We start from the raw sequence: 14,026 nt of genomic DNA, 5'->3' as shown, positions 1-14,026 counted from the left end.
ACATCGCCACCTACGGACAGAAAAGACAGACAAATGAAAAACTGACCCGTTCACAGAGGGTTGTGGGGCAAAAAGTCAAAGGGTCGCAACCGGGAACTCTCGGCCAGATACAGCTTGGCCCGGGGCGCCTTTGCGGTCAGATTGGCGCACGGCTCAGCAGCGACGGAAGACCATGACTGCACATATTCGAACCGACCCCCGATCAAACCTGATCGGAAGCGCATGGATGATCGCGGGCATGGCACTTTTCGCGCTCGAGGATGCGCTGTTGAAAGGCGCCTCGGCGCATTTGCCGATCTGGCAGATCCTGATCCTGTTCGGTGCCGGTGGCGCGATTATCTTCGCCGCCGTCGCCCTGCTGCGTGGCGCCAGTCTGTTGCATCGGGATGTGCTGTCACGGCCCATGAAGGTGCGCGTTCTGTTCGAGATCCTGGGGCGGATGTTCTACGTGCTGGCAATCACGCTGACGCCTCTGTCAGCGGCGACCGTGATCCTGCAGGCGACCCCTCTGGTGGTAGTGGCAGGTGCCGCGCTGTTTTTCGGCGAAACCGTCGGATGGCGACGGTGGAGCGCGATTCTGGTTGGTCTGATTGGCGTCGTGGTCATCATTCAACCGACCGGAGACAGCTTCTCGGCTCTGTCGATCCTGGCCGTCCTGGGCATGCTGGGCTTTGCCGGGCGCGATCTGGCCAGCCGCGCCGCACCCGCGACACTGGGGACCGAGGTTCTGGGCTTCTACGGCTTCCTCTGCATCATCGTCGCCGGTCTGGCCTATCAGTTCTGGGAAGGGGTGCCGATGGCTCCGCTGGACCTGAATACGAGCCTGCACATGGGCGGAGCGATCCTGATGGGCACTGCCGCCTATGCCTCGCTCATGAAAGCCATGCGAACCGGCGAGGTCTCGGCCGTTACGCCGTTCCGCTATTCCCGCCTGCTGTTTGGCGTCGGGCTGGGCGTTATAATGTTTGGCGAGACGCTGGATCAGACCATGTGGATCGGCAGCGCGCTGATCGTGGCCTCGGGATTGTATATTCTATGGCGCGGCCGAAAGGCCTAGCCCTTGTCGTGAAAGAAATCATAGACCTTCTGCGCCAACCCGGCCGAGATCCCTTCGACCGCTTTCAGATCCGCAAGATTGGCCCGGCTGACCGCCTTGGCACTGCCGAAATGAGTGAGCAGTGCACGTTTGCGAGCGGCCCCTACACCGGGGATTTCATCCAATGGTGTCGCGCCCACAGCCTTGGCCCGTTTCGCGCGATGGGTGCCGATGGCGAAACGGTGCGCTTCATCCCGCAGGCGCTGGATGAAATACAGCACGGGGTCGTTGCGCTTCAGGGCAAAAGCACGCTGACCGATGCGGTGGAATTCCTCTTTGCCGTGATCCCGATCAACGCCTTTGGCGACACCAACCATCGGGATGTCTTCAACGCCATGCTCGACCATGATCTCATGCACGGCACTCACCTGCCCGGCCCCGCCATCGATCAGCAGGAGATCGGGCCACATGCCTTTTTCACGATCCGGGTCTTCCTTTTGCAGGCGGGTGAAGCGGCGGGTCAGAACCTCTTTCATCATCCCAAAGTCATCGCCGGGTGTCAGATCGTCACCGCGAATGTTGAACTTGCGATAGGCGTTTTTCATGAACCCCTCGGGGCCAGCGACGATCATACCGCCGACCGCATTGGTCCCCTGAATATGCGAGTTGTCGTAGACCTCGATCCGGGCCGGAGGCGCGTCGAGCTCAAACGCCTCAGCCACACCGCGCAGTAGTTTGGCCTGCGTGGCGCTTTCAGACATGCGACGGGCCAGAGATTCACGCGCGTTGCGCAGGGCCCCGGCGACCAGTTCCTGTTTCTCACCGCGCTGGGGCACGAGGATTTCAACCTTGCGCCCGGCTTTCTCAGTCAGCGCCTGCTCCATCAGATCCGCGTTTTCGATCCCGTCCGACAGGATCAGTTGACGCGGTGGTTCCTTGTTGTCGTAGAACTGGCCGAGGAACGCCTCCATCACCTCAGCCGGGGACACATCCGCACCGACCCGAGGGTAGAAATCCTTATTCCCCCAGTTCTGGTTCGCGCGGATGAAGAACACCTGCACACAGGCCTGCCCGCTATCCATATAAAGGCCAATCACATCCGCCTCGGTCACGCCGCGCGGGTTAATGCCTTGACTGGTTTGAACCTGCGTCAGCGCACGAATACGATCCCGCAGGCCGGCGGCACGTTCGAACTCCATCGCCTCCGAGGCGGCCATCATCTGTTCGGCCAACTCCTCCTGCACCTTGGTGGACCGGCCCGAGAGGAAGCGTTCGGCATCCTTGACGCTTTCGCGGTAGTCACCCTCGGAAATCAAACCGACACATGGTCCCGAACACCGCTTGATCTGATAGAGAAGACAGGGGCGCGTGCGGCTGTCGAACATGGAATCCGAGCAATTGCGCAGAAGGAATGCTTTTTGCAGCTGGTTCAGCGTCCGGTTCACTGCACCTGCGCTGGCAAATGGGCCGAAATACGCGCCCTTCTCTTTCTTGGCACCGCGATGCTTTTTGATCTGAGGATAAGCATGATCCTTGGCGACCAGAATGTTCGGGAAACTCTTATCGTCGCGCAGCAGCACGTTGTACTTGGGCTTGAGCTGCTTGATCAGGTTCTGCTCCAGCAGCAGCGCCTCGGTCTCGGTCCTTGTGGTCAGGAACATCATCGAGGCGGTCGACGCGATCATTTTCTCGATCCGTCCCGAATGCCCCGGGCGCGTGTAGTTCGACACCCGCGCTTTAAGGTTCCGCGCCTTGCCTACATACAAAACCCGACTGTCCGCATCCAACATCCGATACACACCGGGCGAGCTGTCCAGCGTTTTCACATAGCGCTGGATGCAGGCATAACCGGTGGGCTGAAGCTCGGGTGTCGATTCGTCCTGGGTTGTCATGGGCCTGAGATATGATTCTCTGTCTATGGCTGCAATCTTGGGCGCTTCAGTTCAAGAGAAAACAAATCCACGGTTTCTGTGGATAAGTATGAAGATAAGTTTCCGTGAGCGTAGAATCTTCCTTGTTTCCTTGCTTGTTCGTCAATTTGCACAAAAAACAGGCACATACTTAAGTGATTGTTTTTTATCGATATTTTTTTACACGCTTAGCAAGTGTATGAAAAATAAGACGTTTTTGTAACGGCTAAGTAACGCCAATGAGAGCGGTGCAAAACTTGCAGCGGATTTACTTATTCTACGCCCAGCACATCCGGCGTTTGCCATCCCAAATGCTGCCCACCATCCACGCACAAAAGCTGCCCAGTGACAGCATGCGCGTCCAGAAAATAGCCCAGTGCTGCGGTGATATCTGACGGGTTCGAGCCCCGCTCCAGCACTGTGTTGGCGCGCTGGGTTTTGAAGTGCTGTTCGCTCTGACGATGTCCCTGCATGGTCGGTCCGGGACCAATGGCGTTGACGCGGATTGCGGGTGTCAGCGCTTGGGCAGCCGTGCGCGTCAGCGCCCACAGGCCCATCTTGGCGATGGTGTAGCTCATGAATTCGGGCGTCAGTTTCCGCACCCGCATATCGACCATGTTGACGATCAAGCCAGAGGCCTGCGGCTCTCCCTGCGCATCCGTCTCAGGTTGCAAGCCCTGTTCGGCCATGGCCTGAGTCAGAACAAAGGGCGCGCGCAGGTTGCTGTCGAGGTGCCGGTCCCAGCTTTTGCGCGTGGCCGTGTGGATATTGTCATACTCAAAGACCGACGCGTTGTTGACCAGACAAGTGATCGGCCCGCCCAGAGCCTCAGCCGCGCGAGGCAGCAGGGCGGTCACCTGCGCCTCATCCAGAAGATCGGCCTGTAGCGCCACAGCTTTGCGGCCCAGCGCCTGAACTTCTGCAACCGTCTCAGCCGCGGGCTGTTCCGAGGTCGCATAGTGTACGGCGACATCATACCCGCGCCCTGCCAGATAAAGGGCCATGGCTCGGCCCAAGCGGATGCCGGCTCCGGTTACTAGCGCTCGGGACATGGATACCTCTTTCCGTCAGATCACATCAGCAATGTGGTGACATAAAGCGCATAAAGGAAAGTCAACACCAGACCCCAGATCCGCGAAATATCCTGTTTGAAGAACACAAACGGGATCAGCAACAGCGAGGCGCCCAGCATGACCCACAGGTCGAATTCAAGGAATTCCGGGTCGACTGGGATGTTTCCGAACCACGTGGCAATACCGACGATTGCCAGCAGGTTGAACATGTTCGAGCCGATCACGTTGCCGAGCGCAACGTCCGCCTGGCGCCGTAGCGCCGCCATAACGGTCGTTGCCAGTTCAGGCAGAGACGTTCCGACAGCCACAAGTGTCAAACCGATCACCGTTTCGGTGATCCCGTACATCAGGGCGATTTCGGTGGCGTTTTCGACCAATAGATGCGCGCCCATGGGCAGACCGATCAGGCCAAGGACCACGTAGATCGATATCTTCCAATAGGGCATGTTCGGATCGGCCTCTTCCAAACCGTCCAGCTCTTCGTCGTCGCCACATGCCCCGGCTGCATCGGCGCAGGCTTTGCGATGAGCCTTGGCTTCGCGAAACGCGTTCCACAACACAAGCCCAAGGGCAGCCAGCAGAATGGCGCCGCTGATCAGATTGAATACCCCGCAGAAGGCCAGGCCGATGAAGAGGACGCTCGCCAACAGCATGAAGACATAGTTCTTGCGGCTATCGCATTCGCTGGTGTGCAGCGTTGCCAACAAGGCAGGCAAGCCCAGAACCAAAAGGATATTCGCGGTGTTGGAGCCGACGACGTTACCCAATGCGATGCCCGGTGCGTTCTCCTTCACCGCGCTGATCGCAATCAAAAGCTCGGGTGCAGACGTCCCAAAGGCAACGATCGTCAGGCTGACGATCAGGGCGGGCACGCCCAACCGCAGGCTTAGGTTGACCGCACCGCGCACCAGCGCATCACCTGCCAGCAGCAAGATCACCAATCCGAGGCCGGAGAGCAGCCATGCCGTCATGTCCGGCCTCCTTTTTCACAGGCACAGGGGCCTTTGCCGATCTTGAACCGACCGCAACGCGGACATTTGGCAGAACTCAACCGGTTTTGGCCCGGAAAGCGCAGCTTTCCGAACATCGCCAATACACCCATGGCGACCAGAAACAGAGTGACGATCTTGATGATCACGCTACAGACCGAAACGCGCGAAGGCCGCCCGCTCCTCTAGCCCCGCTACGGCGTCCTGCGCCAGCGCGGCCCCGAAACGTGACCAAAGTGGTTTACGCACGCCGTAGCGGCGGAACTTCACCTTGTCGCCGAAACGCTCCTGCATCTTGGGTTTCAGATGGGCGATGCCTTCGATCAAGCCCAGCTCCTGCGCGCGTCGCGCCAGCCAGATTTCGCCTGTGAACAGATCAGCATCTGCGTCCAGCTTGTCCCCACGACGGGTTTTGACATGGGTGATGAAATTCCCGTGGATGTCTTCCAAAAGGCGTTCCAGCCGCGCGACATCCTCTTCCTTTTCCGGGCGGAACGGGTCGAGCATGGATTTCGACTTCCCGGCCGTGTGAACACGCCGCTCAAAACCCTGTTTCACCAGAAACTCATGTGCTCCGAACCCGGCCGAGATCACACCGATCGACCCAAGGACCGAGCTGTCGTCAGCCCAGATTTCATCTGCTGCCGCCGCCAGCCAATACCCGCCCGACGCCGCCACGTCTTCGACAAAGGCCACGACCGGTATCTCAAGCTCATCCGACAGCCGTCGGATACGCGCGCCGATCAGAGAGCTTTGCACAGGCGACCCGCCGGGCGAGTTGACCTCGAGCGCGACGGCCGCAGGCTTGCCTTTGCGAAAGGCCTTTTCCAGCACAGGTGCCAGCGAGGTATCATTCAACGCGCCACGCCCGGCCATACCGATGGCACCGGACAGGCGAACGACGGCCACAACGGGCGGTTTTTTGATAAAAGGCAGGCTGAGTTTCATGGGTGCCGATGTAGAGTGCCCCCATCGGCTAAACAAGGGACTCGCCGAATGCAAAACGCGGCGTTAGACAATTTCCTCACACCGATGGGCAAAAATGCAACGCACTAGCTGCGGATGCGCCAGCCTGTTTTGAAGATCCACCAGATGATCGCAAGGCACAGTCCGGTGAAGGCCACGATGGCCAAAAGGCTGAACACGATCGGTACATCTGCCAGCCCATAAAACGACCAGCGGAAGCCCGAAATCAGGTAAACCACCGGGTTGAACAAGGTGATCGTCTGCCATAGCGGCGGCAGCATCGAGATCGAATAGAACGTGCCCCCTAGAAAGATCAGCGGTGTGACAACCAACTGCGGCACCAACGACATCTGCTCAAAGTTACTGGCCCATATCCCGATTATGAACCCCAACAGCGAGAAGCTTAGGCAGGACAGCACCAGAAACGCGGCCATCGCCAGCGGATGCTCGATCCGGATGTCGACGAAGAATGTCGCAGTCGCAAGGATCACCAGACCGACGAACAGCGCCTTGGTGGCGGCCGCGCCTACGTAACCTATGACAATCTCGATGAAATTGACTGGGGCGGAGAGCAACTCATAGATCGTGCCCAGAAACTTGGGAAAATAGATCCCGAACGATGCGTTCGAGATCGCCAGCATGACCACCGACAACATGATCAGCCCGGGCACGATAAATGCCCCGTATGAGACGCCCTCAACCTCTTGAATCCGGCTACCGATGGCCGTGCCAAAGACCACAAAATACAGCGAGGTCGACAGGACCGGCGACAGAAAGCTCTGAGCCAGAGTGCGGAAAAAGCGGGCCATCTCAAACCGGTAGATGGCGGCAATGGCGGTCCAGTTCATGCGGCCTCTCCCGATACCAGATTGACGAAGATCTCTTCCAGACTGGATTGCCTTGTCTGCACATCCCGCAGGACCAGCCCCGATTGGGCCACGTCATTCAGCAGCGTCGTAATCCCGGTTCGATCCGCATTGGTGTCATAGGTATAGATCAGCGCGTCGCGATTTCCGTTCAAAACCAGATTATGCGCGGCCAAACCGTCCGGGATGGCCGAGATGGGCTCGGTCAGCATGACCTCGATCTGTTTCTTACCCATCTGCGCCATCAGAGTGTCTTTATCCTGAACCAGCAGCAGCTCACCTTTGTCGATGACACCCACACGGTCAGCGATGGCTTCGGCCTCTTCGATGTAATGCGTTGTCAAAATGATGGTTACGCCCGCCTGCTTCAGCTCAGCGACGATCTCCCACATATCCTTGCGCAGCTCGACATCGACACCGGCGGTGGGCTCATCCAGAAACAGAATGCGCGGTTCATGGGCTAAGGCCTTGGCGATCAGAACCCGGCGCTTCATGCCCCCGGAAAGTTCCTTGATCGCGTTCTTGCGTTTATCCCACAACGACAGTTTGCGCAGGATCTCTTCGATCCGCGCGCTGTCATTGCCATAGCCAAACAGCCCTCGGGAAAACCGCACCGTATTATAGACCTTCTCGAACGGCTCCAACGCGATTTCCTGCGGCACCAGACCGATCATTTTGCGGGCGGCGCGGAACTCGGCCTGGATATCGTGCCCGCCAACCGAGACACTGCCCGAGGTCGGTGTGGTGATCCCGCAAATGGTCGAGATCAGCGTTGTCTTCCCCGCCCCGTTCGGCCCGAGCAGAGCAAGGATTTCACCTTCCTCGATGTCCAGCGACACGCCTTTCAGCGCCTCAAACCCGTCCGCATAGGATTTGCGCAAATCCTTGATCGACAAAATGGTAGTCATGCCTGTTTCCCCGTTCTGGCAGAGACCCTATCGTTTCGCCTCCCGGTGGAACAGGCCAATTTCGCACAGAGCTCTGCGCAGAATTGCTGTAGGGTCCGGGGAACGCTGCATATACCGGAGAGATCCATGCTGAACGGAATACGCATTATCGAGATCGAAGGCCTGGGCCCCGGCCCCTTCGCGGCCATGCTGCTGGCTGATCTCGGTGCAGATGTGATCACCATCCATCGCAAGGGCGGCAGTGTGACACCCGGCATGCCGGAACGCTCGGTGCTGGACCGGGGCAAACGGTCCATTGCGCTTGATCTAAAGGATGCAACCGACCTGAACACCGCCAAGGAACTCATCACCACCGCCGACGCACTGATCGAAGGCTTCCGCCCCGGCGTGATGGAGAAATTGGGACTGGGGACCGACATCTGCCATGCGCTGAACCCCAAACTGGTCTACGGACGCATGACCGGTTGGGGACAGGACAGCCCCTTGTCACACACCGCCGGGCATGACCTCAACTACATCGCCCTTTCGGGCGCGCTTTGGTACGCGGCGCAACCTGAAACACCGCCGCAAACCCCAGCTACTCTCGTCGGAGACATTGGCGGCGGCGCGATGTATCTGGTCACCGGCCTCCTCGCCGGTTTGCTCAACGCCCGGCACACCGGTCAGGGCACCGTCGTCGACGCGGCCATCTACGATGGTTCGGCGCATATGATGAACCTGCTGATGAGCATGCGCCAAACCGGAAACCTGTCCGAGACGCGCGGCCAAAGCCTGCTTGACGGTCCACATTGGAGCCGCACCTACCGCTGCGCCGATGATGGCTTCGTCACGGTCCAATGCCTTGAGCCAAAATTCTACGCCGAATTCCTGAACGTTCTGGGCCTGTCACAAAACGCCGAGTTGCAGGAGCAATTCAACCCAAAACTCTGGCCGGACCAAACGAAGAAACTGACGGACCTATTCCTGACCAAGCCCCGAGATCACTGGGCCGCGCTGTTTCACGAAACCAATGCCTGCGTCGCCCCGGTCCTTGACCCGATTGAGGCGAAAAACCACCCCATGAACACCACCCGCCAAACCTGGCAATCTGTGGATGGCACCTTGCAAGCCGCCGCAGCGCCCCGTTTTTTGAACACGCAATGGAGTGCCAAACCCAGCCCGGCCCGAGGCGAACACACGCAAGACATTCTGGACGAACTCTCCGGCCAAGACCGATCCGCCTCTTCATCTGGCCAAAAATATCCCGGGGGATGAATTGGCCGAAGGCCAAGAAGGGGGCTGGCCCCCTTCCCTCTATCGCCCGCGCACCGTGTCGATCATCAACTGCACGTTCTCAGGATCCGCATCCGGCGTAATCCCGTGGCCAAGGTTGAAGATATGCGGCCCCTTGCGGAACGCCTCAACAATCCGCCGCGTCTCATCCACCAGCGCCTGACCGCCCGTCACCATATGGGACGACGCCAAGTTCCCCTGCACACAACCGTCCACCTGCACATGCGCCGCCGCCCAGTCAGGCGCGACCGAGTTGTCCAGCGCCACACAATCCACACCAGTTGCCTTGGCAAACCCGACATAGCCCTCGCCCGCTTCACGCGGGAAGCCAATGACTGGAATACCGGGATGGCGTGCCTTAATGGCCTGCGTGATCACGCGGCAGGGCTCAACCGCGTATTTCTGGAAGGCGTCGCCTTTCAACGACCCGGCCCAGCTGTCAAAGATCTTGACCACCTCGGCCCCGGCGTCGATCTGAGCCGACAGATACTCGATCGTCGCCAGTGTAATCCGCTCCAACAGAGCCTCAAACAGGGCGTTATTCTCCTCGCGCAGCGCATGCGCAGGACCCTGATCAGGCGTGCCGCGCCCTGCGATCATATAGGTTGCGACAGTCCAAGGCGCGCCTGCGAATCCGATCAAGGTCGTCTCGGACGGCAGTTCCTTCGACAGGATACGCACAGTTTCATAGACCGGGGACAGGGTCTCATGAATGTCCTCAACCGGCTTCAACACGTCAAAGTCGGATTGCTGCGTGATCGTAGACAAGCGCGGGCCTTCGCCTGTGACAAACCACAAGTCCGCACCCAGCGCTTGGGGAACCAGTAGGATGTCAGCAAACAGGATTGCGGCGTCAAACCCATAGCGGCGAATGGGCTGCAAGGTGACCTCGGCCGCCAGTTCGGGATTGTAGCAGAGCGACAGGAAATCTCCTGCTTGCGCGCGTGTCGCGCGATATTCCGGCAGATACCGCCCGGCCTGACGCATCATCCAGATCGGCGGAATGTCCTGAACCTCTCCGGCCAGTGCCCGCAGCAATTTCTTCGTCTCAGCCATCATCGCCCTCAATCTTGCGTTTCGTCCACGGGTCGGCGCTCAGTGGCAATTTGTCAAGCACTGCCCCCATTGTCAGGGCAATGTGACGCGACTAAAGCTGGTGTCCATGACACTGACTCTGCCCACCCCCGCATCGCCGCTCAAAATTGGCACCCGAGGCTCTCCGCTGGCATTGGCGCAAGCTTATGAGACCCGCCAGAGGCTGCGCAATGCATTTGGGTTGAGCGATGAGGCGTTTGAGATCGTGGTGATCAAAACCACCGGCGACAACCGCGCCATGATCGACGCAGATCGCCCGTTGAAAGAGATCGGCAACAAAGGCCTTTTCACGAAGGAAATCGAAGAGGCGATGCTGCGCGGCGATATCGATATCGCCGTTCATTCGACCAAGGATATGCCCGTCGAACAGCCCGCTGGGCTGGTGTTGGATACGTTTTTGCCTCGAGAGGATGTGCGCGATGCGTTCATTTCCCCGCAATTCACTTCGATCCACGACCTGCCCGAGGGCGCCGTTGTCGGCACCTCATCCCTGCGGCGTAGGGCTCAATTGCTGAACCGCCGCCCTGACCTGAATGTGGTTGAATTTCGTGGCAACGTGCAGACCCGCCTGAAGAAACTGGCGGACGGCGTGGCTGATTGCACCTTTCTGGCCATGGCCGGCATCCGTAGACTGGGGATGGAGGACGTCCCTGCCACCGCGATTTCGACGGACGATATACTGCCCGCCATCGCGCAAGGCGCGATCGGCATTGAACGCCGCGAAACAGACAGCCGGGCCGCCGAACTGCTTGAAGCGATTCATCACGCTGAAACCGGTCAACGTCTGACAGCGGAGCGTGCGCTACTGGCCGGGCTGGACGGATCTTGCGAGACCCCCATCGCCGGGCTTTGCGAAATCGAGAACGGTCAAATGCGGCTGCGGGGCGAGGTTCTGCGCCCCGACGGATCCGAGGCCATTGCGGAAAACACAACGGGCGCAATTGAAGACGCCACCGAGATGGGCTGGGAAATGGCCGGCACTCTGCTGCGTCAGGCAGGCCCCGGTTTCTTCGATTGGAAAAAATCCTAAATAATTTTAACCAAAGTGAACTTGTTCACTGTGGCATTCCGAAAAGACAGGCATTAATAGGCTATACCGGTTGCAAGACTGGATAGCCTCGAAAGTATCGAAAGTTTTCAGATTGTTGGTGTTTTAACAAGTATTCGAGGGGGCGAGGCTACGCCCAGACTGCAATAGGTGAACGGGTCGCTGTCAATTTCGACAGCGGCCCGTTTTCTTTTGATCAGCCCAGTGCCGCGACCGCTTGTTTCACCGCTTCGCGCGTTTGCTCCAGATCGGCCTCGGTCACCGCCAGAGACGGGTAGAGTTTGCCCGGAGATTTGAAAATCCCGTTCTCCCGTAGAACATCATTGTAGAGCGCGTTCCGTTTGGGGTCGTCGTGTCTAGCGCTGCGGTAGTCGCGGCAGGGGGTTTCGGTGAAATAGACGTCAAACAGCGTTTCGTCGCCGCAGATCTGATGGGGAATACCCGCTTTCGTTAGCTCATCCACCTGCATCTGCTGCAAGGCCGCGCCTGTTGCGCGCAGCTGCTCATATGTCCCCTCGCGCCGCAAAATCTCCATCGTTTTCAACCCGGCGACCGAGGCCACAGGGTTACCTGACAGAGTGCCCAACTGCATCAGCCATCCGGCCTCACCCACCTGCGATTTGTCGAAATGCTTCATGATCTCAGCGCTTGCGCCCAGCGCGGCCAGAGGGAAGCCACCGCCGGTGATTTTACCCAGCGTGCAGATATCGGGTGTCACACCGTACCGTTCCTGCGCCCCGCCATAGGCCAGACGGAAACCGGTGACGATCTCATCAAAGATCAGCAGCACATTGTATTTGTCACACAGCGCGCGCAGGCCCTGCAGATATCCCGGCAGTGGGGGAATGATGCGCTGCAAAGGCTCTGCCATGATCGCGGCGATATCGTCATGTTCGTTTAGTAAGGTCTCGACCGCCTCAAGGTCGTTGAAGGGCGCGATCAGCATCTGTTCGGCGACGCCTGAAGGAATACCAGCACTGTCAGGCACGGCTTGCGGGAAATTCACCTCGCGGCTGGGGGCGAGACTCATCTGCGCTTCGGCGCTCATGCCGTGATAGCCGCCTTCGAATTTCAGGATCTTGTCCCGACCGGTATAGGCGCGCGCCAGACGGATCGCGTACATATCCGCCTCACCGCCCGAGGCGACAAAGCGCACCTGTTCACAGCAAGGCACGGCGTCAATGATCGCCTCGGCCAGTTCGACACCTTTGCTGTTATTTGCAAAGAAGGTCATGCCCTTGGGCAGTTGCTCCAGAACGGCCTCAAGCACTTCGGGGTGGCCATGACCCAAAAGCATCGGGCCCGAGCCAATCAGGTAGTCGATGTATTCGTTCCCATCCTCATCCCAGACGCGGCTGCCTTCGCCGCGTGAGACCATGATGCCAGGGTCGAAATTGCCGAACCCACCCGCCGGCAGAGCCGCCTTGGCGCGGTCGATCCATTCGGATTGAGTGTTTATCTTGAGCATATCACGCGATCTCCATCGTCAAGAAAATCAGAGGCTATAAACGGCCGCCGGGGCGCCCAGAGCGTCTTCGTCGGGATGCACACCAAGGCCGGGCGTGTCGGGCAGATGCAGATGGCCGTCCACGTTGCGCGGGCCGCGCCCACCTGCGATGTCGACGGTGATCATGTCCTGACAGGCCCAGACGGCGTGGCAATTGTCATCGGGGATGGTGGCGGCCAGATGCAGCGCTTCAGTATCGGCCAGCACGGAGCCTCCAGTGGCCATGACGAACATGTCGATCCCATGAGCCAACGCAATGTCCCGCATCCGCGCAGCCTTGGTCAGCCCACCAACCCGGTTCAGCTTGATCCCGAATATCTCGGCCAGACCATCCCGCGCGATCCGGGCGGCGTCCTGCAAGGTGACAAGCGACTCATCCACCGAGACGGGCGAGGCATGTTTCGCCGATATCGCTGCGATGTCGTCCAGCGTCTCGCCCGGCTGTTCGAACATCACGTTCAGGTCCTCACAGGCGCTCATCACGCGCAGAGCCTGTTGCCGAGTCCAGCCTCGATTGACGTCGTAGAGGACAATTTCACCCGGTCGGCGGAGGCTTTCCACATCCCGAACGCGGGCGATGTCTCTCTCCACATCACCACCGATCTTGACCGAATGCGCGATGTAACCCCGGCTGCGATAGCGTTCGATGACTTCGCGGGTTTCCACAACGGTCTTCGCCCCGACGGACGAGGCAATCGGGCGCGGCGTGCGCGAGCCTCCGCCCATCAGATCGGCAATCGGCAGACCCGCGGCCTGACCAGCGATGTCCCAGCAGGCCATATCAATCGGGCTTTTGGCATAGAGGTGACCGGGCAGTGCGAGGTCCATCGCGCGCTCGACCTCCAGCACCTTACGAGGATCAAGACCCAGAATGAAAGAAGCCATGGTTTCGATCCCGGCCCGGATACCCGGCCCATGTGCCGGCACATAGGTGTGGCCCCAGGGCGTGCCTTCACCCCATCCCGTCAGACCCGCATCCGTTTCAACCTTCACAATCGTTGCGTCGAGGTTTTCGAACTTCAGCCGCCCACCAGACAGCCAATAGGGATGCTCCAGCGGCAGATCGACCTGAAAAACCGTTAGTCGAGTGATCTTCATTTCAGTTCCACTTCCACAAAGGACATGCGGTGGTCCCCCGCGTTGATCACATTGTGTTCGACCCCTTGGTCCCGGCGGTAGGATGTTCCGGCAGGCACTGTCACCTCATTGACTGTTCCATCGGGCAATTCCAAACGCATGTGGCAATCGGTGACGGCGGTGATCACATAGTCCATCGCGTGGCGGTGCCAGCCGGTTTCGGCGCCGGGGGCAAAGTCAAACCGCGTGACCCGTACGCGCGCGTCGTCAATCATCTGG

General features: G+C 59.2%; 14 protein-coding genes. 3 read left to right on the top strand and 11 right to left on the bottom strand.

The window, feature by feature from the left end; genetic code table 11:
• The first annotated feature begins 172 nt into the window (after window positions 1–172).
• Window positions 173–1,057, top strand: a complete 885-nt coding sequence (locus tag ACRZ95_RS14200) for a DMT family transporter (RefSeq protein WP_170681593.1) — start codon at window positions 173–175, stop codon at window positions 1,055–1,057.
• On the opposite strand, the gene uvrC is transcribed toward ACRZ95_RS14200, so the two are convergent.
• The 7 genes from uvrC to ACRZ95_RS14165 all read right to left on the bottom strand — a co-directional run bounded on the left by uvrC (window position 1,054) and on the right by ACRZ95_RS14165 (window position 7,748).
• Window positions 1,054–2,928: an excinuclease ABC subunit UvrC gene (gene uvrC, locus ACRZ95_RS14195; protein ID WP_170681591.1), complete on the bottom strand. Its 1,875-nt coding sequence runs from the start codon at window positions 2,926–2,928 to the stop codon at window positions 1,054–1,056. The two genes, ACRZ95_RS14200 and uvrC, sit on opposite strands and share 4 nt — an antisense overlap.
• A 290-nt stretch (window positions 2,929–3,218) precedes the next feature.
• Window positions 3,219–3,998 (bottom strand): SDR family oxidoreductase, encoded by a 780-nt coding sequence (locus ACRZ95_RS14190; RefSeq protein WP_170681589.1) that lies wholly within the window; start codon window positions 3,996–3,998, stop codon window positions 3,219–3,221.
• A 20-nt stretch (window positions 3,999–4,018) separates the two neighbouring features.
• On the bottom strand, window positions 4,019–4,990 hold the full coding sequence (locus ACRZ95_RS14185) for a calcium/sodium antiporter (protein ID WP_170681587.1): 972 nt from the start codon (window positions 4,988–4,990) through the stop codon (window positions 4,019–4,021).
• A complete protein-coding gene (locus ACRZ95_RS14180; protein ID WP_170553847.1) occupies window positions 4,987–5,157 on the bottom strand; it encodes a hypothetical protein in 171 nt (56 codons plus the stop codon). The genes ACRZ95_RS14185 and ACRZ95_RS14180 overlap by 4 nt, the downstream gene beginning before the upstream one ends.
• A 1-nt stretch (window position 5,158) precedes the next feature.
• The gene (locus ACRZ95_RS14175; RefSeq protein ID WP_170681585.1) at window positions 5,159–5,956 is read right to left on the bottom strand and encodes a S49 family peptidase; all 798 of its coding nucleotides are present in this window, start codon (window positions 5,954–5,956) and stop codon (window positions 5,159–5,161) included.
• Between the two features lie 104 nt (window positions 5,957–6,060).
• Entirely contained in the window at window positions 6,061–6,822 is a 762-nt protein-coding gene (locus tag ACRZ95_RS14170) for an ABC transporter permease (protein ID WP_170379180.1), read from the bottom strand.
• Window positions 6,819–7,748: an ABC transporter ATP-binding protein gene (locus tag ACRZ95_RS14165; protein ID WP_170681583.1), complete on the bottom strand. Its 930-nt coding sequence runs from the start codon at window positions 7,746–7,748 to the stop codon at window positions 6,819–6,821. The genes ACRZ95_RS14170 and ACRZ95_RS14165 overlap by 4 nt, the downstream gene beginning before the upstream one ends.
• 126 nt (window positions 7,749–7,874) lie before the next feature.
• Here ACRZ95_RS14165 and ACRZ95_RS14160 point away from each other — a divergent pair, with 126 nt between their 5' ends.
• Window positions 7,875–9,002 (top strand): CaiB/BaiF CoA transferase family protein, encoded by a 1,128-nt coding sequence (locus tag ACRZ95_RS14160; protein WP_170681581.1) that lies wholly within the window; start codon window positions 7,875–7,877, stop codon window positions 9,000–9,002.
• A gap of 39 nt (window positions 9,003–9,041) precedes the next feature.
• Here the strand turns inward: ACRZ95_RS14160 and hemE are convergent, their stop codons facing one another.
• Window positions 9,042–10,076, bottom strand: a complete 1,035-nt coding sequence (gene hemE, locus ACRZ95_RS14155; RefSeq protein WP_170681579.1) for a uroporphyrinogen decarboxylase — start codon at window positions 10,074–10,076, stop codon at window positions 9,042–9,044.
• Between the two features lie 106 nt (window positions 10,077–10,182).
• Here hemE and hemC point away from each other — a divergent pair, with 106 nt between their 5' ends.
• Window positions 10,183–11,145 (top strand): hydroxymethylbilane synthase, encoded by a 963-nt coding sequence (gene hemC, locus ACRZ95_RS14150; RefSeq protein WP_170681577.1) that lies wholly within the window; start codon window positions 10,183–10,185, stop codon window positions 11,143–11,145.
• A 214-nt stretch (window positions 11,146–11,359) separates the two neighbouring features.
• Here hemC and ACRZ95_RS14145 read toward each other — a convergent pair whose 3' ends face one another.
• The 3 genes from ACRZ95_RS14145 to ACRZ95_RS14135 are packed head-to-tail and all read right to left on the bottom strand — an operon-like array spanning window position 11,360 to window position 14,022.
• Window positions 11,360–12,631 carry an aminotransferase class III-fold pyridoxal phosphate-dependent enzyme gene (locus tag ACRZ95_RS14145; protein WP_170681575.1) on the bottom strand — a complete coding sequence of 424 codons (1,272 nt, stop codon included), beginning with the start codon at window positions 12,629–12,631 and terminating at the stop codon, window positions 11,360–11,362.
• A gap of 27 nt (window positions 12,632–12,658) precedes the next feature.
• Entirely contained in the window at window positions 12,659–13,768 is a 1,110-nt protein-coding gene (locus tag ACRZ95_RS14140) for a mandelate racemase/muconate lactonizing enzyme family protein (protein ID WP_170681573.1), read from the bottom strand.
• The gene (locus ACRZ95_RS14135) at window positions 13,765–14,022 is read right to left on the bottom strand and encodes a cupin domain-containing protein (RefSeq protein WP_170681606.1); all 258 of its coding nucleotides are present in this window, start codon (window positions 14,020–14,022) and stop codon (window positions 13,765–13,767) included. The genes ACRZ95_RS14140 and ACRZ95_RS14135 overlap by 4 nt, the downstream gene beginning before the upstream one ends.
• Between the last annotated feature and the right edge of the window lie 4 nt (window positions 14,023–14,026).

It is taken from the genome of Ruegeria sp. AI3 (genome assembly GCF_056541245.1).
This window is presented reverse-complemented; position numbering and strand designations above follow the sequence as displayed.